18 protein-coding genes are annotated in these 18,094 nt (G+C 39.9%); 12 read left to right on the top strand and 6 right to left on the bottom strand.

Going from position 1 to position 18,094, the window contains the following annotated elements; translation table 11 throughout:
• The first annotated feature begins 142 nt into the window (after positions 1 to 142).
• From rpmH to SJ2017_RS21345, 6 genes are all read left to right on the top strand, one after another.
• Positions 143 to 280, top strand: coding sequence for a 50S ribosomal protein L34 (gene rpmH, locus SJ2017_RS21370; protein ID WP_011867659.1), 138 nt, complete (start codon positions 143 to 145; stop codon positions 278 to 280).
• 16 nt (positions 281 to 296) lie between these two features.
• A complete protein-coding gene (gene rnpA / locus SJ2017_RS21365) occupies positions 297 to 653 on the top strand; it encodes a ribonuclease P protein component (RefSeq protein WP_055025475.1) in 357 nt (118 codons plus the stop codon).
• A complete protein-coding gene (yidD, locus tag SJ2017_RS21360; RefSeq protein ID WP_080917321.1) occupies positions 620 to 874 on the top strand; it encodes a membrane protein insertion efficiency factor YidD in 255 nt (84 codons plus the stop codon). Before rnpA ends, yidD begins: the two co-directional genes overlap by 34 nt.
• A 3-nt stretch (positions 875 to 877) precedes the next feature.
• Positions 878 to 2,509, top strand: a complete 1,632-nt coding sequence (gene yidC, locus SJ2017_RS21355) for a membrane protein insertase YidC (RefSeq protein WP_080917320.1) — start codon at positions 878 to 880, stop codon at positions 2,507 to 2,509.
• An 84-nt stretch (positions 2,510 to 2,593) separates the two neighbouring features.
• A complete protein-coding gene (mnmE, locus tag SJ2017_RS21350) occupies positions 2,594 to 3,952 on the top strand; it encodes a tRNA uridine-5-carboxymethylaminomethyl(34) synthesis GTPase MnmE (RefSeq protein ID WP_080917318.1) in 1,359 nt (452 codons plus the stop codon).
• A 6-nt stretch (positions 3,953 to 3,958) separates the two neighbouring features.
• Positions 3,959 to 4,564, top strand: a complete 606-nt coding sequence (locus SJ2017_RS21345) for a 3'-5' exonuclease (RefSeq protein WP_080917317.1) — start codon at positions 3,959 to 3,961, stop codon at positions 4,562 to 4,564.
• 5 nt (positions 4,565 to 4,569) lie between these two features.
• Here SJ2017_RS21345 and SJ2017_RS21340 read toward each other — a convergent pair whose 3' ends face one another.
• Positions 4,570 to 5,217, bottom strand: a complete 648-nt coding sequence (locus SJ2017_RS21340; protein ID WP_065108807.1) for a TetR/AcrR family transcriptional regulator — start codon at positions 5,215 to 5,217, stop codon at positions 4,570 to 4,572.
• Between the two features lie 134 nt (positions 5,218 to 5,351).
• Here SJ2017_RS21340 and SJ2017_RS21335 point away from each other — a divergent pair, with 134 nt between their 5' ends.
• Positions 5,352 to 6,227 carry a LysR family transcriptional regulator gene (locus tag SJ2017_RS21335; protein ID WP_055025470.1) on the top strand — a complete coding sequence of 292 codons (876 nt, stop codon included), beginning with the start codon at positions 5,352 to 5,354 and terminating at the stop codon, positions 6,225 to 6,227.
• Between the two features lie 215 nt (positions 6,228 to 6,442).
• Here SJ2017_RS21335 and ardB read toward each other — a convergent pair whose 3' ends face one another.
• The 3 genes from ardB to SJ2017_RS21320 all read right to left on the bottom strand — a co-directional run bounded on the left by ardB (position 6,443) and on the right by SJ2017_RS21320 (position 9,425).
• On the bottom strand, positions 6,443 to 6,796 hold the full coding sequence (gene ardB / locus SJ2017_RS21330) for an acrylate reductase cytochrome subunit ArdB (RefSeq protein WP_055025469.1): 354 nt from the start codon (positions 6,794 to 6,796) through the stop codon (positions 6,443 to 6,445).
• 24 nt (positions 6,797 to 6,820) lie between these two features.
• Positions 6,821 to 8,341 (bottom strand): acrylate reductase flavoprotein subunit ArdA, encoded by a 1,521-nt coding sequence (gene ardA, locus SJ2017_RS21325; RefSeq protein ID WP_080917315.1) that lies wholly within the window; start codon positions 8,339 to 8,341, stop codon positions 6,821 to 6,823.
• A 208-nt stretch (positions 8,342 to 8,549) separates the two neighbouring features.
• Entirely contained in the window at positions 8,550 to 9,425 is an 876-nt protein-coding gene (locus SJ2017_RS21320; protein ID WP_080917314.1) for a LysR substrate-binding domain-containing protein, read from the bottom strand.
• Between the two features lie 143 nt (positions 9,426 to 9,568).
• Here SJ2017_RS21320 and SJ2017_RS21315 point away from each other — a divergent pair, with 143 nt between their 5' ends.
• Both SJ2017_RS21315 and fghA read left to right on the top strand, forming a co-directional pair.
• A complete protein-coding gene (locus SJ2017_RS21315; RefSeq protein WP_055025466.1) occupies positions 9,569 to 10,699 on the top strand; it encodes an S-(hydroxymethyl)glutathione dehydrogenase/class III alcohol dehydrogenase in 1,131 nt (376 codons plus the stop codon).
• 113 nt (positions 10,700 to 10,812) lie between these two features.
• A complete protein-coding gene (gene fghA, locus SJ2017_RS21310; protein WP_080917312.1) occupies positions 10,813 to 11,649 on the top strand; it encodes an S-formylglutathione hydrolase in 837 nt (278 codons plus the stop codon).
• 201 nt (positions 11,650 to 11,850) lie between these two features.
• Here fghA and SJ2017_RS21305 read toward each other — a convergent pair whose 3' ends face one another.
• Positions 11,851 to 13,053: a multidrug effflux MFS transporter gene (locus SJ2017_RS21305; RefSeq protein ID WP_080917311.1), complete on the bottom strand. Its 1,203-nt coding sequence runs from the start codon at positions 13,051 to 13,053 to the stop codon at positions 11,851 to 11,853.
• A gap of 99 nt (positions 13,054 to 13,152) precedes the next feature.
• Between SJ2017_RS21305 and SJ2017_RS21300 the strand changes: the two genes are divergently transcribed.
• Complete coding sequence (locus SJ2017_RS21300) at positions 13,153 to 13,644, top strand: MarR family winged helix-turn-helix transcriptional regulator (protein WP_055025463.1); 492 nt, start codon at positions 13,153 to 13,155, stop codon at positions 13,642 to 13,644.
• A gap of 60 nt (positions 13,645 to 13,704) precedes the next feature.
• Here the strand turns inward: SJ2017_RS21300 and SJ2017_RS21295 are convergent, their stop codons facing one another.
• Positions 13,705 to 15,090 carry an alanine/glycine:cation symporter family protein gene (locus tag SJ2017_RS21295; RefSeq protein WP_080917309.1) on the bottom strand — a complete coding sequence of 462 codons (1,386 nt, stop codon included), beginning with the start codon at positions 15,088 to 15,090 and terminating at the stop codon, positions 13,705 to 13,707.
• 114 nt (positions 15,091 to 15,204) lie between these two features.
• Here SJ2017_RS21295 and mioC point away from each other — a divergent pair, with 114 nt between their 5' ends.
• On the top strand, positions 15,205 to 15,657 hold the full coding sequence (gene mioC, locus SJ2017_RS21290; RefSeq protein ID WP_080917308.1) for an FMN-binding protein MioC: 453 nt from the start codon (positions 15,205 to 15,207) through the stop codon (positions 15,655 to 15,657).
• 453 nt (positions 15,658 to 16,110) lie between these two features.
• Complete coding sequence (gene mnmG / locus SJ2017_RS21285; protein WP_080917306.1) at positions 16,111 to 18,000, top strand: tRNA uridine-5-carboxymethylaminomethyl(34) synthesis enzyme MnmG; 1,890 nt, start codon at positions 16,111 to 16,113, stop codon at positions 17,998 to 18,000.
• Positions 18,001 to 18,094 lie beyond the last annotated feature (94 nt).

Here is an 18,094-nt window from a genome sequence, read left to right as displayed (position 1 = left end):
AATTAGGTAAAAATTGTTCATATAGCCACTTTCCTTGTTGACGGTAGTGATTAAAGTGATTACAATTCGGCCTCTTTTTTGCCCTTACCTCTTATTTTAAGAATGTAAGGTTTATTAACCACTAAATATACGGATTGCCAAAATGAGTAAACGTACTTTTCAACCAAGCAACCTGAAGCGTAAGCGTTCTCACGGCTTCCGCGCACGTATGGCCACTGTAGGCGGCCGTAAAGTGATTGCACGTCGTCGTGCAAAAGGTCGCGCTCGTTTATCTGCTTAATCAGTAGATAACCATAGTGACTAGCTATGCTTTTACGCGGGAGTTACGTCTGTTAACTCCCGCGCAATTTAAATCTGTATTCTCAAACCCTATCAAAGCATCTTCTGCTGAAATAACTCTGCTCGCTGTACCTAATTCTGAACAACATCCTCGTATTGGATTAACAGTTGCAAAACGTTTTGTTAAAAATGCCAGTGATCGCAACCGAATTAAGCGAATAATCAGAACAAATTTCCGTTTAAATCAGCACGACATTCCAAATCTTGATATTGTTGTCTTGGTTAGAAATGGTGTGGTCGATATGGAAAATGCAGAATTACACAAGTTAACAGAGAAGTTATGGCGCAAGCTCAGTCGCCGTTACAATGGCTAGCCATTAAGGCTGTTCGTGGTTACCAACTTCTTATCAGCCCCATGCTGGGTCCTCGCTGTAGATTCAACCCAACGTGCTCTTATTATGCGATTAACGCAATAAAAACGCATGGAACAGTGAAAGGTTGTTGGCTTGCAGCGAAACGCATACTAAAATGTCACCCTTTACATCCCGGCGGAAGTGATCCCGTCCCCCCTAAAAATGACAGGTGTAACAAATAGGCTATGGAATCTCAACGCAATTTAATGCTTATCGCACTACTGTTTGTCAGTTTTTTACTTTGGCAAGCATGGCAAGACGATAAAGCACCGCAACCAGTCGCGACACAAACTACGGTTGCTCAAACGAATGATGTACCATCGCACAGCAATAGCGATGTACCCGATGCAGATTCAAGTATGCCTGTTCAATTACCGGCAACTCAAAATCTGATTGAAGTTAAAACCGATCAGTTAGACATTAAAATTGACCCAGTCGGCGGTGATATTGTTTATGCTGCTTTGGTTGACCATAAAGTTGAAATTGATAGTAATGACCCATTTGTTCTTTTAGAGCAAAATGGCGCATTCAACTATATTTCTCAAAGTGGTTTAATCGGTCGTGATGGTATTGATAGCAGTACTCACGGACGTGCACACTTCTCTGCAGAGTCAGAACTTTATCAACTAGCTGATGGTCAAGATACGTTATCTGTACCATTAAGTTATGTGGATGCAAATGGCGCAAGCTATACCAAAGTATTTACTTTCACCCGTGGCCAATTTGATGTGACTGTTGATTACAAAGTAAACAACACCACTTCAGCGCCGCTTCAAATGCAAATGTACGGTCAAATTAAACAAACGGTACAAGCATCTGAAAGTAGCATGATGATGCCAACATACCGTGGTGCAGCATTCTCGACTCAAAGTGTACGCTATGAAAAATATGACTTTGAAGATATTGCTAAGAGTAACCTAAACCAACAAACATTAGGTGGTTGGGCAGCGATGCTTCAACATTACTTCGTGTCAGCTTGGGTACCACCAGCAAACGATTCAAATACTATCTTCTCTAGCATGAGTGCGGGTGGCCAAGCTAATATTGGTTTCCGCGGCGCAGTACATGATATTGCTCCTGGTGCACAACAAACGATTAGTGCTCAGTTCTTCGTTGGTCCTAAAGACCAAAAAGCACTTTCAGACATTTCTGAAACATTAAACTTAGTTGTTGATTACGGCTTCCTTTGGTGGCTAGCAATTCCTATCTACAAACTATTGATGTTCTTCCAGTCGATTGTCACTAACTGGGGTGTTGCAATTATCCTAATTACGCTTTCTGTACGTGGTATTTTATACCCACTTACAAAAGCGCAATACACTTCAATGGCTAAGATGCGTAACTTGCAGCCTAAGCTTGCAGAGTTAAAAGAACGCTTTGGTGATGACCGTCAGAAGATGGGTCAAGCAATGATGGAGTTGTACAAGAAAGAGAAAGTTAACCCGATGGGCGGCTGTCTTCCAATCTTGCTACAAATGCCAATTTTCATTGCACTATACTGGGTATTACTAGAAAGTTATGAGTTACGCCATGCGCCATTCATGCTTTGGATTGACGATTTATCGGTTCAAGATCCTTACTACGTATTGCCACTACTAATGGGTGTGTCTATGTGGTTAATGCAAAAAATGCAACCAATGGCACCAACCATGGATCCAATGCAAGTGAAAATGATGCAATGGATGCCAGTTATCTTTACAGTATTCTTCCTATGGTTCCCATCAGGTCTAGTACTTTACTGGTTAGTAGGTAACTTAGTCGCAATCACACAACAAAAGATTATTTATGCAGGTCTTGAGAAAAAAGGCTTAAAATAAGTCATAGCTCAAACTGATATAATCTTTAAAGGCGGCTATTGAGCCGCCTTTTCATTTATTAAATTTAAACAAAGGTTTTCCCCAATGACAGACACTATCGTGGCACAAGCAACCGCACCAGGTCGTGGCGGTGTAGGTATCATTCGTATTTCGGGTGATAAAGCCGCTGATGTAGCACAACAGGTGTTAGGCCATTTACCTAAAACCCGTTATGCCGATTATTGCGATTTTAAAAATGCTGCTGGTGATGTTATTGACCAAGGAATTGCTTTGTTCTTTAAAGGGCCTAACTCCTTTACTGGTGAAGATGTATTAGAGCTTCAAGGCCATGGTGGTCAAATCGTTTTAGACATGCTCATAAAGCGTGTAATGGAAGTGGATGGTCTTCGCATTGCTAAACCAGGTGAGTTTAGTGAGCAAGCCTTTATGAATGACAAGCTTGATTTAACCCAAGCTGAAGCTATCGCTGACTTAATTGATGCCACTAGCGAACAAGCTGCTAAAAGCGCCTTAAACTCGCTCCAAGGTGAGTTCTCAGATGAAGTGCACCAACTTGTCGAACAAGTCACTAACTTGCGTTTATACGTCGAAGCAGCTATTGACTTCCCTGATGAAGAAGTCGACTTCTTATCTGATGGTAAAATTGCTAATTCACTTTATAACATCATCGACAAACTGGATTCAGTTCAAGCCAGTGCTAAACAAGGCTCGATTATCCGTGAAGGAATGAAAGTTGTCATTGCAGGACGTCCTAATGCGGGTAAATCTAGTCTGTTAAATGCCCTTGCTGGTAAAGAATCAGCCATTGTAACCGAAATTGCGGGTACCACACGTGATGTACTGCGTGAGCATATCCACTTAGATGGCATGCCATTGCATATTATCGATACTGCAGGCTTACGTGATACAGCCGATACAGTTGAAAAAATAGGTATCGAACGTGCTTGGGATGAAATAGCCACAGCAGACCGAGTGCTATTTATGGTTGATGGCACTACAACCACAGACGTAAATCCACATGAAATATGGCCAGGTTTTATCGACCGCCTCCCCGCTAAACTTGGCGTTACTGTGGTGCGAAATAAAGCCGACTTAACTGGTGAGCCTGTCATGACAACTGATGAGCACGGCTACAATGTTTACCGTATTTCAGCTAAGACAGGTTTAGGCGTTGACGAACTTAAACAACACCTAAAATCCTTAATGGGTTATCAAAGTAACCTTGAAGGTGGTTTTATTGCCCGTCGTCGTCATTTAGAGGCATTAGATCTCGCTTCAAACCATTTGCAATTAGGTAAAGAACAACTTGAAGTTTACTTGGCAGGCGAGTTACTTGCAGAAGAACTCCGTATGGCGCAAATGGCCTTATCAGAAATCACAGGTAAATTTACCTCCGATGATCTACTCGGTAAAATCTTCAGTTCATTCTGTATTGGTAAGTAACACAATATGTCAGCAAATAATGTCGTCGTTCTTGATTTCGAAACCACAGGTTTATCACCCGATAATGGTGATAGAGCCATTGAAATTGGTGCAGTAAAATTAGTAGATGGTGTCGTGGTTGACTCATTTCAAGAACTGATGAACCCTGGCCGACGGGTAAGTAGTTTCATTGAAAACTACACAGGAATTAGCAATCAAATGCTACAAACTGCTGATGATTGCGAAACGGTCATGGCACGCTTTGCAGACTTTATGGGCGACTTTAATCTCGTTGCGCATAACGCCAGCTTTGATAAGAAATTTTTAGACGCCGAGTTCAATAGGATCAATCATCAATACTCAGGTCAATTTGCTTGTTCTTTACTCTTGTCTCGTAGGATCAATCAAGATGCTCCTAATCATAAACTGGGGACATTGGTTGATTATCATCAATTGCCAAATGATGGTGTTTTTCACCGAGCATTAGCAGATGCAACCATGACAGGTCATTTATGGCTCCATCAACTTGAAACTATTAAGCAATATAAACCTCAACAAGCGATCTCTTTTGAGCATATCCAGATGATAACAGGCATGCCAAAAGCTAAAGTTATCGCTTTTCTTAGCCAATAGAATAGTTATGCCGCAGATTGTTGTTGCGGCATTTTGCTTAGCCAATCTTTAAATACAGTAAGCTTAGGTAATCGCTTGTCTGAATGGCCGAGCAATTGGGTAATAGCGTAGCAATATTGATAATATAAATTAGGATCAAGACCATCTTTACCCGCATCGTCAGTATTGATGATGGCGCCACGTAAATAATGAGTCACCAGTTCAGCTCGATTAAAACCAACAATCTTACCTATCTTATCAATCACATGGTGAAACCAAGCAAAATACTCATCATAGCGCTGCTGATACGCTTGCTGATATACCTCACTTGCATGGGATAAAATATCTTCATTTGGCATCACTCGTTCAATCACAAAACGTTGATTAACTAACGCATCATGTAAACGCCTGCATTGATGGAACAGAAACATATTGAGTGGATCTGCATAAGCTTGTTCATCAAGTTTTGCTTGGGCTAAGCAATGGTTTAAATCATCAATGGCCATAGCCACAATTAAATCAGCTTCATTGGGAAAATGGTTATACACAGTCCCTTTTGAAATTTGGCTAGCCTTTACTAAATGCGAACGACAAAGATCGAAGGTTTTATGTCCTTTTAAATAGCGCTGTGACACTTCAACTAAGTAATCACCTCGTTGTTGCCAGCTACTCATAATGCATCCCTTACTTTTCATCAATAATTTGTTATCACTTCACATTCGTACAATAACAAGCTTCTTACTTATTCGATATTAAGTAATACTGATACCACTATGAACAATTCCAATAGCCAATATTCCTAAAGATAATGCTAAAAATAGAATTGCTTGAAAGCTTTATTGCTGTGGCAGAAAATGGCAACTTATCAAAGGCTGCTGAACAAATTTGCCGCACTCAATCTGCATTAAGTTTGCAGATTAAAAAGCTTGAAGAAAGCGTTGGTCAACCACTGCTTATCCGTGATAACAAAGGGGTCACCTTGACAGAATCAGGTGTCACTTTGCTTAACTATGCTTATAAAATGATGCAGTTAAGTTCACAAGCTTTAGATGATTTAAAAGATGGCCAAAATCGAGAAATAATTCGATTAGGTGTTCCAACAGATTATATAAAACGATATTTAAGCAGCTGTTTATTAGAATTTATTCGTGAATTTACGCGAATTGAATTAGTGATTGATACTGACGTGAGCGGAAATTTATACAAACGCTTACAACAAGGTGAATTTGATGTCATCGTTGCAACTCATTGGCAAACACCGGCTAATGGAGAGTTGCTTTTTGAACGACGCTTTCATTGGGTAGCAGCCAAGAATGGTAATGCCCATAAACGCAGCGCTATTCCTATGGCACTGTACCCAGAAAATTGCCCTATTCGCGCACAAGTCTTTGCCAATCATCAATTAACAATGCGCTCGATCAATGTATTACTATCAACCCCGTCACCACAAGCATTGTGTATGGCCGTTGAAAACGATCTTACCATTGCCCCCATTGCTGAATTTCGGATCAGCGACAAAATGCAAATACTCGATCCCGTTGAGCATGGACTGCCAATATTACCGGTATTCAACGAAGCACTTTATCTCAATCCTGATACCCAAACAGATGCAACCTTACAGTTAATTTCGTTGATTAAAGCCAATGTAGAAAACCTAGCGCATCATAATGATGACAGTGAATAAGTGAACTCGCCTTGCTGAAGGTTCGATATCAAAGCATAAGTTGTACTTATTAATAAAACCTACAAATAAACCGCAATAAAAAACATAAAAAAAGCCCCTAAGATGATGAATTAGAGGCTTTGATTATCAGCAATTATCTTACCCAAAGGGGGGAGGCAATTGATAAGCAACTGCTGACTTATCTGCTGTTATAAGTTAACTAAAACAGTAAAGAACTATTCTTTATGTTTGTCGTATTTAAACGTGTGACAATCACTACAAATAGGCTTTTTCGCTTTATGTTCACCATGACACTCTTGACAAGGTAACTCTTTGCCATAATGCAAGTTATTATGTGGATTCTGCCACTTGTCTTCTTCACTACGCGCTGTTGTTTCAGCTAACTCATCAACATCATGACACTGCTGACAAGCTTGATCTGAAGGGAATTGTTTAATCCCCTGATCATGACAAGCTTTACAATCCTTACCAATCACTTCCTTATGATGGTCTCTAATTTCTACTGCTTGAACGCTGGCACTACTTAAACATAATAATCCCAATGCAAGCATTATCTTTAATGTGTTCATCAATAATTCCTCTTGTAAATTGGGTTACGCTTTCATCATGCTACGAGCAGCAGTCATTCCCATGACCATACACTCAGGAATAGAGCAACTTCCTAAGCGGCTTACACCATGGATACCACCACAGACTTCACCAGCAGCGTAAAGCCCTGGAATCGCCACACCCGTGAAGCTGTCTTTTACTTCTGCTTTGGTATTAATTTGAACGCCACCTTGGCAGTAATGCACTTTTGGCCATAAACGCACAACGGTAAAAGGCGCTTCAATATACTTACCTGCAGCCTTAGTCATATTTTTACCAAACTGCTTATCTTCACCAGATTTAACGTATTGGTTATATTCTTCAATTTGAGTTTTGAGTGCTTTTAGCGGCACATTAAAATGCGAAGCTAATTCCTCAACAGAGTCAAACTTCCACCCCACGTTGTACTTAATGACTTTTTTGGTATTAGGATGCTTTTTAGAATCTTTGTAGCTAGTGATTAAAATAGGTGGTAATGCATTTCCTTGTTCATCACGGCACGCAAGTTCAGCATCAGCTCGCGTTTTGCGGTCAGCAATTTCATCCATAAAACGTTGACCAGTTAAACGGTTAATCGCAATAGAATGAGGGAAGTTATAGATAGAATAGTTAGATACATAACCAAAACCACCTTCATCAGGTGACGCCCAAGGGCCAGACTGAATATGTGCTAAATGAACGGGGACGGCACCAAGGCGGAACATTTCATACATGCCTTCGCCTGTAGCACCTGGAGCATTGGTACAACCTACTTCAGAGGTTAACGTTGGATCTTGCGCCATACGCAGATTTACATTTTGAGCAAAACCTCCTGTCGCCATAATCACGCCACGTTTTGCACGGATATTAATCACTTTGCCTGGTTGATCTTCGCCAAAGTGATAGTTATCACGCATTTTAACGCCTAACACTTCACCTTTTTCGCCGACAAGGAAGCCTTCAAACTTAGAACGGTTATGGGTGTGCACACCCAATTCACGGCATTTATGTAACAAAGGTTGAGTAATACCAGCACCACAACTCACCGTTGTTTGGTAAGTTCGAGCAACCGAATGACCGCCGAGTTGCTGTAAATATGGATGATATTCAGACCCTGCATCAAAGGTCATTTGCAATGCTTCCATAGCATGCTCAGCAACATGGCGTAGTAAAGCTTCGTCAGCAATACCACATCCAGCCGCTAATTGGTCTGCAACCATACGATCTACAGAATCATTAACGCCTTCTTTTGATTGCATTGGCGTACCTGGTGCAGCAAATAAACCACCATTAATGGCTGAGTTACCACCAAAATAGGACATTTTTTCAAAAATATGGACGTCCTTGGCACCCAATTTCGTCGCTTCAATTCCTGCTGCTAACCCTGCAAAGCCAGAACCAATAATGACGATTTCAATTTCTTTATCCCACTTAACACCGTCTGCTTTTTCAGAAACAGCCATCGCTGGAGCCACCATTGCAGCACCCGCTGCAACACCAAGCCCTGCGATAAATTTACGGCGTCCTAACAGATCTACATTACTCATAGGTCATCACCCTTTTTTTAAATTGACTCCTTCATCATAAAGATGGAATCAATTCCAAAAAGGGAATCAACCAAGGTTTACTTATATCTAAATAGGTAGATTTACAGAAATGAACCACAGCGCATATTTTAATCAAATATGGATGTGAGATAGCGATTTGGAATAGGTTCCAAACCGCTACTTCAAAGCAAGATGAATCAATAACAGATTACTGCTTAGGTAAACATTCAGTGAGTTTATCTACCAATAATCTGACTTTAGGAGATAGATGACGGTTTTGTGGATACAAAGCCCATATGCCTTCTTTTTCTTGTTGAAAAGATGCCAGTAGTACATTTAGCTTATTGTCAGCAATAGCCTGTTTAACGTAATAACCTGGTAATTGCACAATTCCCAGGCCTTTTAATGCCGCATCCAATAAACTAATACCGCTACTGCATTGCAGGTTCCCATGTACTTTTATACTTCTCGCCTTACCTAATTCATTAAAGTGCCAGTGAGATTGCGAGCCAATTAAACAATTATGCTGACTCAGTTCAGATAATGAATATGGCGCACCAAAGCGATTAATATACTCAGGTGCAGCACACACAAATTGCTCACGACTGGTTAGCCGCTTTGCCATCATACTAGAGTCAGGTAATCGGCCTAAGCGAATAGCCAAATCATAACCGCCCTCAACTAAATCTAATTGCCTGTTTGTTAATTCACAAATCACTTCGACATCAGGATATTGCTGCATATAGTCAGTCACAATCGGCATGATAAACTTCTCACCATAGGTCACTGGTGCAGTCAGCTTGATTAACCCTTGCGGTTTATTTTGCAGGCTACTGATGGCTCGCTCAGCTTCTTCGAGACCATCAATCACCTGCCTACAATGCCGATAAAAAACTTGCCCTTCTTCTGTCAGAGAGACTTTTCTGGTGGTACGGTAAAAAAGTTTAGTATTTAACCTATTTTCAATCTGACTAATTTGACGGCTAACTTGGGCTGTTGAAATAGACAAACGCTTACCAGCAGCGGTAAAACTGTCCGTTTCAGCTACTGCGACAAACTCATAAACCCCTTCCCATGGCAGCATTATTACTCACCTGTAAAAGTCATTTGTAATTTAAGCTTATTATCAACTGACAAAAAATAAATACAATAGATCTATCACAACAAAATCTCATCTACACTAAGTAGATTCAATTTAGTCGTTCACCTTTAATAAGGACAAACACAATGTCAGCACAATTTATTAAGTCTAAAGCCGCTGTTGCATGGGGACCAGGACAACCTTTATCAGTTGAAGAAGTTGATGTCATGTACCCAAAAGCGGGAGAAGTGATGGTAAAGATTATCGCTTCGGGTGTTTGTCATACTGACGCATTTACCCTATCAGGTGATGATCCAGAAGGTGTTTTCCCGGCAATTCTGGGCCATGAAGGTGGCGGGATTGTTGAAATGGTCGGTGAAGGAGTCACTAGCGTTAAAGTCGGTGACCATGTTATTCCTCTTTACACCGCTGAGTGTGGTAAATGTAAATTCTGTACATCAGGTAAAACCAACCTATGTAGCGCAGTACGTGAAACCCAAGGTAAAGGCTTAATGCCTGATGGTACTACTCGCTTTTATAAAGATGGTGAGCCAATTTTCCATTATATGGGTTGTTCAACATTCTCCGAGTACACCGTATTACCTGAAATCTCACTTGCAAAAGTGAATAAAGATGCGCCACTAGAAGAAGTCTGTTTATTAGGTTGTGGTGTCACTACAGGTATGGGCGCCGTACTTAATACCGCTAAGGTTCAAAAAGGCGATACCGTAGCCATATTTGGTTTAGGTGGCATTGGTTTATCAGCAATTATTGGCGCTACCATGGCTGGTGCTTCACGTATTATTGGTATTGACTTAAATGAATCTAAATTTGAGCTAGCTACTAAACTTGGCGCGACAGATTGCATTAACCCTAAAAACTACGATAAACCTATTCAAGATGTCATTGTAGAGCTAACCGACGGTGGTGTTGATTTCTCTTTCGAATGTATCGGTAACGTCAATGTGATGCGCAGTGCACTTGAGTGTTGTCATAAAGGTTGGGGAGAGTCTGTGATTATTGGTGTTGCTGGTGCAGGACAAGAAATCTCAACTCGTCCATTCCAGTTGGTGACAGGCCGAGTCTGGAAAGGCAGCGCATTTGGCGGTGTTAAAGGGCGCAGTGAATTACCAGGCATTGTTGAGCAGTATCTAAATGGTGAGTTTAAATTAGATCACTTCATCACTCACACTATGGGGCTTGAAGGAATTAATGATGCTTTCGATTTAATGCACAGCGGAGAAAGTATTCGCTCTGTCATTCATTTCGACAAGTAAGCTCTGCGCAAATGTTATCCATTCAGAACGCTAACATATTCTGAATTGAACACCTTAAGACAACCATATGCCTTATCAGTTGATAAGGCATTTTCAAAAGAAGTGATAACAACATGACGTTAGAAAATGTCAGCAGTAATAAAGTTTTCGGTGGTTGGTTAAAACAATATAACCATCATTCAGACACGGTAAATTGCCAAATGCGTTTTGCCATTTACTTACCACCACAAGCGGCAACTCAAAAAGTGCCTGTGCTTTATTGGTTATCAGGTTTAACCTGTACAGATGAAAATGTTATGCAAAAATCAGGTATTCAACGTATAGCAGCGGAACTGGGTATCGCAATTGTCGCTCCTGATACTAGCCCACGTGGTGAGAGTGTCGCAGACGACAGCGAAGGTGCTTATGATTTTGGTCTAGGCGCAGGTTTTTATGTCAATGCGACTCAAGCCCCTTTTAATACCCATTATCAAATGTATGACTACGTTGTGAACGAGTTGCCAGAACTCATTGAACAACACTTTCCTGTTTCTCAGCAGCGCAGCATAAGTGGTCACTCAATGGGCGGTCATGGTGCTATCAGTATCGGTCTTAAAAATCCGCAGCGTTATCAGTCAATCTCAGCATTCAGTCCGATTTGTAATCCTATTAATTGCCCTTGGGGACAAAAGGCTTTTAATGGTTATCTAGGTACAGATAAACAAGATTGGCTTGAATATGACAGCACGGAATTAATGAAGCTTACTCAAGCCTCTGTTCCTATGCTGGTGGACCAAGGTAGCGATGACAGCTTCTTAGCTGAGCAGTTAAAACCACAAACCTTAATCGATGTTGCTAAAGAACAGGAATACCCTTTAACCTTGCGCATGCAAGAAGGCTACGATCATAGCTACTATTTTATTAGTAGTTTTATCGAAGACCATTTAAGGTTCCATGCAAAGTATTTATAAGTAGAAAGCTATAACGAAAATGATCAATGAGCCTTTGCCTAAAAAAAATAGGTCATTGTTTCATGTGAAACATAGTTAGACTTTCAAAATAGAAATAGCAACCTTATAAAGATTGTAAAAAGCCTCAATGTGAATAACATTGAGGCTTTTATATAGGCATTAACGCACATAGATAATGAAGAAAATAACTTCATAGAAAGACTAATTAACGCAATAACTCATCTTTGTCTCAGTCATTTTTCTGTTAAGTGCATTAGCCTTTAATGTCGCTAAAAGTGCAATAACCGAACATCCAAACATGATCAGCACCATGGGCCATAAAGCGTCTTTCAACAGTAATGCTGTTATACCACTAATAATTGCGCCGATGAAAAACTGCATAGCTCCCATTAACGCTGAAGCAGTACCTGCACTTCTACCAAAGTGCTTTAAAAAGCTTACACTTGCATTAGATATTGTCCCACCAGTCGCCGCCATACAGATAACAAAGCCAGAAACAGCAAACCATAGATTATTTGGCATAATCAAAATTGAACAGAACAAAACAAGTCCACCGAACACTTTTAACCCTAAAAATGCCAACAGCATTTGTTCAGCATCATAACGATTAAGCAAATAAGCATTTAAACGATTGATGATCACAACTCCCACAACATTAGCAATAAATAACCCTGAAAAGAGCGTTTCGCTAACACCAAACTTAACTAAATAAGCAAAAGGTGCATTGGTAATAAACGTGATTAATAGCGCATAAGAAAACACTTGTGCAATTAAATATCCCCGTGCAGGCTTGAACTTAAGAACACTTTTAAAGCTAGTACTAGGCATAGTATTACTAGCCTTTATATGCTTTGGCATAATAAAAAATGCACAGATTGCCACAAGGATTGCGAAAATTGCAGATGATAAGAAAATCCAATGCCAGCTGGATATTTTCATGATTAAGGTGCCAATGGCGGGAGCAATAGAAGGAGCTATCATCATAATTAGCATCACAAGTGAGAATACTTTCGCCGCTTCTTTTCCTTCTGCATTATCACGAATAGTTGCAGGAACAACAACAACAGCCATACCGCCACCAATTGATTGCAAGCAACGCCAAAGCCAAAAAAACGCCAGAGAATCGACTAAAGCCAACACTAAACTGCATACACCAAACACCAGTAAACCTAATGACATAATTGGCTGACGGCCAAATTTATCAGATAGTGGTCCGCCAACTAACTGACCAATTGCCATCCCGAAAACATACATGCTGACGGTAATCGCAATCAAAGAAGTGTCGACATTGAAATCAGTTGCAATGATTGGAATCGCTGGCAGATAACTATCGATCGCGTATGGAGTCATCGCAAAAACAGCAGCAAGTAACAGAATTAAGCTTTTAGATATGGATTGTTGCATTTACACCTCTAAAGTACCTTTCCAGAAAGATACTAGCTAGATTTTACCTTTCTAGCAAGATATATTACTTGCAACACCCACTGATTAAATGAATAGATTTTGCCAAAACAGGAAAGTGTCGATAGCATTTTACAATCAACAAAAATTAATTGGCCTGAAGCATACGACCATATTTCTCCGTCGATTCTTAAATTGCTCAGAGCTCATCATCACATCAGAACAGATCTCGAAGAGCTATTAGGTCATTACCAAATACAAGGTGCAGACTTCGGTATTCTGGCAACCTTAAGAAGAAGTGGCGAGCCTTATTGTTTGTCACCAACCACCCTTTACCACTCTCTACTATTCAGTTCAGGCGGTTTAACAAAAGTCCTAAACAGGATGAAGCAAGCTGAGCTAATAGAAAGACTAGATAATCCTGACGACAAGCGTAGCAAGCTGGTTAAGTTATCACCAATGGGAAAAGAACTGGTTGACGCTATCATCGTTGAGCTTCATAAAAATGAGCAAAAAAAATTAGCAATTTTGTCAGAAGATGAGATAAAACAGCTAGATACACTACTTAGTAAACTACTCTTGAGTTGGAATTAACACTCAACATCAATAAAAAATGCCAGCTAAATGTTAGCTGGCATTTTTTATTTCTATTCATTAATGATGATTTGTAGTCAATGACTTATTGGCAAGCTTAGCAAAGTAACGTTTAGATTCTGCCCTCACCTTTGGCGCAAGTAAAATAGCAGATGTCATCGTCGGAATAGCCATTAAGGCATATGCCGCATCAATAATATTAACAATTTCTTGAATACTTGCCGTTGCTGCAAATAAAATCGCACACAAGAAAAAGTACTGATATAAACGTAACCGTTGACGACCAAATAAAAATGCAAAGCACTGGCCACCATAAAATGCTTGAGTAAAAATGGTACTGATACTGAAAAACACCACACACAATATCAACAAATAAGGCCCTACTCCTGGCATTGACATTTCAAAGGCTTGGGCAGATAAATTAACACCTTGTGCTTCACCTGTTTGCCAAACCCCAGAAATCAAAATTATCATTGCTGTTGCAGTACACACTAACAAAGTGTCAATGGCTGGACCAAGCATAGCGACAAGGCCTTCTTTAACAGGTTCATTGGTTCTCGCACTACCATGAGCCATTACTTCGGTACCAATACCCGCTTCATTTGAAAAAGCCGCACGACGAATGCCAATTAGCATAGTACCTAATATGCCGCCTCCAACTGAGTTTAATGAAAAAGCCTCTGTAAAAATTAATGCAAAGTAATGAGGTATTTCAGTTATATGAGTCGCAATAACATAAAAAGCACAGCTCATATAAATGAGGATCATCAATGGCACCACCTTTGATGCCACAGATGCAATACGTTTGATCCCGCCTAAAATAACGCTAGCAACAATCAGCATAACGACGATACCCAGTGATAAATCGATCCAAAAAGTAGATTCATTAGCTGGAAAATATCCTGGTTTTACAATTAGCCATTCACGAATAATCTGTACCAGTTGATTAGAGTTAAATAATGGAAAGTTACCCACTAGGCCTACAACACAAAAGAAAACTGCTAAAAAGTGCCACTTTTTAGATAACCCTTGAGTAATAATGTACATAGGGCCACCTTGTACATCGCCATTTTCATCTTTACCTCGATACATTATCGCTAAGGTACAAGTAAAAAATTTGGTCGCCATTCCAACAATGGCACTGATCCACATCCAAAAAATAGCGCCTGGACCACCCACCATGATTGCGACAGCGACACTGCCAATGTTGCCCATTCCAACGGTACCAGCCATTGCACTGGAGAGTGCACCAGCGTGACTAATATGCCCTTCTGCACCTTTATCTGGATGTTTACCCCTTACAATATTAATGGCATGACCAATATATCGAAACGGAATAAACCTCGAATAAATAAGGAAAAAAAGCCCTCCGCCCACAAGTAATACCAACATATGTGGGCCCCAAGCTAAATCGGCTATTTGGGCAGTAATAGAAACAAGAGACATGAAAAGTTATATTTTTGTTAAATGTAACTATTGAAAATACGGACAAAAACCGCTTTGTGCAATGATAAATCAGCGTAAACTATGACAATTAACGGTTAATTCAAAGGCAATAATATGGCAAAAATCGAAATTTTAGTCGGTACAACGCAAGGTGGTACTGAATATGTAGCAGACGATATGGCTGCAGAATTAGACAAATTAGGCCACGAAACTCAAATACATCTCACTCCTAATTTATCTGAATTAGACCCCAAATCCCTATGGATGATCGTCAGTTCTACACATGGAGCTGGTGATCTTCCCGACAATATAGCGCCTTTTTATCAACAATTGATCGCCACAAATGATGATCTTACAGAGCTAAAATATGCGTTATGCGCTATTGGTGATTCAAGTTACGATACTTTTTGCCAAGGTCCAGAAAAAATAATTTCAAGGTTAGATCAACTCGGTGCAATCTCATTTGTGAATAAGATCCAAATCGATGTTCAAATGGATCCAGTACCTGAAGATGCCGCGCTTGCTTGGTTAGCTCAATGGCAATCGTCGATCACTCCCACTAATTAAGTTAACATCTTCATTTATACTCACAAAATTAGCCAATCTTATCCACAATAAGTTAATTTACAAGATAACTATGTGGATAAGGTATTATTTTATCCGATCATAACTTTGTATTGATCCACACCTGATCTGGTTAAAGATCCCCCCTGTGGATAAGTAGCCGATCTATCCCCAACTTATATTGAATTAGATCGCAGTTAGATCACAAGATCGTTTATCTATTACCCATTGAATATAAAGGAAAATTAGGCTTACCCACAGAAAAGTACGATCCTAATAATAAACATAACAAAGAGATCTTTAAAAAGATCTTAAGATCTATTAAGCAAACCTCCTCTGATCGAAAGACGAAAATTGATCATTCCCGAAAAGCAAACCAGGTGCTAAAATACTCGGCTCAGAGAGTCTTTCGTTTAAAGATCTAAATTAGAAATTTATTTTATCCAAGGTTACAAAATGCATTTTCATGAACGGTTTGATGTAATTGTTGTTGGTGGTGGTCATGCCGGAACCGAAGCAGCCTTAGCTGCTGCCAGAATGGGATCAAAAACCCTATTACTGACACACAATATTGATACCCTTGGACAAATGTCTTGTAATCCAGCCATTGGTGGGATTGGCAAAGGCCATTTGGTAAAAGAAATTGATGCCTTAGGCGGTGCAATGGCAACCGCAACTGACTTTGCAGGTATCCAATTTAGAACATTAAATTCAAGCAAAGGCCCAGCTGTTAGAGCGACTCGTGCACAAGCTGATAGAGCTTTGTATCGTCAAAAAATACAACAAATTTTACAACATCAACCCAATCTACGTATTTTTCAACAAGCTGTAGACGATTTAGTTGTTGAAAACAATAAAGTTTTAGGTGTTGTTACTCAAATAGGCTTAGCATTTGAAGCCCCAAGCGTTGTATTAACAACCGGTACTTTCCTAAGTGGTAAAATTCATATCGGCTTAGAAAATTACAGCGGCGGAAGAGCAGGTGATCCACCTGCAATTGCACTCGCTAATAGACTAAAAGAATTACCAATTCGTGTTGGACGTCTAAAAACGGGCACGCCACCAAGAATTGATGCAAACACGATTGATTTCGATAAAATGCAAGAACAAAAAGGTGACAGTCCGTTACCTGTCATGTCATTCATTGGTGATGTTAGCCAGCATCCTGAACAAGTTTCTTGTTACATCACACATACCAATGAAAAAACTCACGATATTATTCGTGGAGGACTCGATCGTAGCCCAATGTACTCAGGTGTTATTGAAGGAATTGGTCCAAGATATTGCCCATCGATCGAAGATAAAATTAATCGTTTTGCAGACAAAAACTCCCATCAAATTTTTATTGAACCAGAAGGGTTAACCACTAATGAGATCTACCCTAATGGGATCTCAACAAGTCTACCTTTCGATGTACAATTAAATTTGGTTAGATCTATTCAAGGTATGGAAAATGCTGAGATCATTCGTCCTGGATACGCCATTGAATATGATTATTTTGATCCAAGAGATCTTAAAAACTCTTTAGAAACTAAAAATATTGATGGTTTATTCTTTGCTGGACAAATTAACGGCACAACCGGATATGAAGAAGCGGGTGCACAAGGTTTGTTAGCTGGTATGAATGCATCGTTGCAAGTACAAGGCAAAGAAGTTTGGTGTCCAAGACGCGATCAGGCATACATTGGCGTATTGGTTGACGATTTATCAACACTTGGCACAAAAGAACCTTACCGCATGTTTACCAGTCGTGCTGAATACCGTTTGTTACTTCGTGAAGACAATGCTGATTTACGTCTCACTGAAAAAGGCCGTGAATTAGGCTTAGTTGATGATGAGCGCTGGCAGAAGTTTAGTGAAAAACAAGAGTTAATTGAAACTGAATTACAGCGTTTACGCAGTAATTGGGTTCATAAAAACTCACCGTTACTGGATGTATTGAATCCTGAATTAAATACACCTATTTCACGTGAAGCATCATTTGAAGATTTATTACGTCGTCCAGAAATGGATTACGGTAAATTAATGAGTTTAGAAGGTTTCGGCCCAGGTGTTGACGATCCGCGTGCTGCAGAGCAAGTTCAGATCCAAGTGAAATATTCAGGCTATATTCAAAGACAGCAAGGTGAAATTGACAAAGCAATCCGTCATGAAACGACTGTTTTACCATTGGATTTGGATTATCAAGAAGTGCAAGGTTTGTCGAATGAGGTCATTGCTAAGATGAATGAGCATAAACCTGAAACCATTGGCCAAGCTTCACGTATTTCTGGAATGACCCCAGCCGCCATTTCAATTTTGCTTGTACACCTTAAAAAACGTGGTTTATTACGTAAAAGCGCATAAATCGCAGTAAAAAGTTGTGTTTTAACCAATAAGGGAAGCATTGAGACTTCCCTTAGTCATTTCTGCCATTCATAATACCCGATGATTAACGATT

This window comes from Shewanella japonica (assembly GCF_002075795.1).
GTDB classification, from domain to species: Bacteria; Pseudomonadota; Gammaproteobacteria; order Enterobacterales; family Shewanellaceae; genus Shewanella; species Shewanella japonica.
The sequence above is the reverse complement of the archived record's forward strand: the minus strand, read 5'-3'. Positions and strand labels throughout refer to the sequence as shown.

Coding starts and splice junctions, on each gene's coding strand:
- rpmH (WP_011867659.1), top strand. CDS start 143: ATGAGTAAACGTACTTTTCAACCAAGCAACCTGAAGCGTAAGCGTTCT.
- yidD (WP_080917321.1), top strand. CDS start 620: ATGGCGCAAGCTCAGTCGCCGTTACAATGGCTAGCCATTAAGGCTGTT.
- yidC (WP_080917320.1), top strand. CDS start 878: ATGGAATCTCAACGCAATTTAATGCTTATCGCACTACTGTTTGTCAGT.
- mnmE (WP_080917318.1), top strand. CDS start 2,594: ATGACAGACACTATCGTGGCACAAGCAACCGCACCAGGTCGTGGCGGT.
- SJ2017_RS21345 (WP_080917317.1), top strand. CDS start 3,959: ATGTCAGCAAATAATGTCGTCGTTCTTGATTTCGAAACCACAGGTTTA.
- SJ2017_RS21340 (WP_065108807.1), bottom strand. CDS start 5,217: ATGAGTAGCTGGCAACAACGAGGTGATTACTTAGTTGAAGTGTCACAG.
- SJ2017_RS21335 (WP_055025470.1), top strand. CDS start 5,352: ATGCTAAAAATAGAATTGCTTGAAAGCTTTATTGCTGTGGCAGAAAAT.
- ardB (WP_055025469.1), bottom strand. CDS start 6,796: ATGAACACATTAAAGATAATGCTTGCATTGGGATTATTATGTTTAAGT.
- ardA (WP_080917315.1), bottom strand. CDS start 8,341: ATGAGTAATGTAGATCTGTTAGGACGCCGTAAATTTATCGCAGGGCTT.
- SJ2017_RS21320 (WP_080917314.1), bottom strand. CDS start 9,425: ATGCTGCCATGGGAAGGGGTTTATGAGTTTGTCGCAGTAGCTGAAACG.
- SJ2017_RS21315 (WP_055025466.1), top strand. CDS start 9,569: ATGTCAGCACAATTTATTAAGTCTAAAGCCGCTGTTGCATGGGGACCA.
- fghA (WP_080917312.1), top strand. CDS start 10,813: ATGACGTTAGAAAATGTCAGCAGTAATAAAGTTTTCGGTGGTTGGTTA.
- SJ2017_RS21305 (WP_080917311.1), bottom strand. CDS start 13,053: ATGCAACAATCCATATCTAAAAGCTTAATTCTGTTACTTGCTGCTGTT.
- SJ2017_RS21295 (WP_080917309.1), bottom strand. CDS start 15,090: ATGTCTCTTGTTTCTATTACTGCCCAAATAGCCGATTTAGCTTGGGGC.
- mioC (WP_080917308.1), top strand. CDS start 15,205: ATGGCAAAAATCGAAATTTTAGTCGGTACAACGCAAGGTGGTACTGAA.
- mnmG (WP_080917306.1), top strand. CDS start 16,111: ATGCATTTTCATGAACGGTTTGATGTAATTGTTGTTGGTGGTGGTCAT.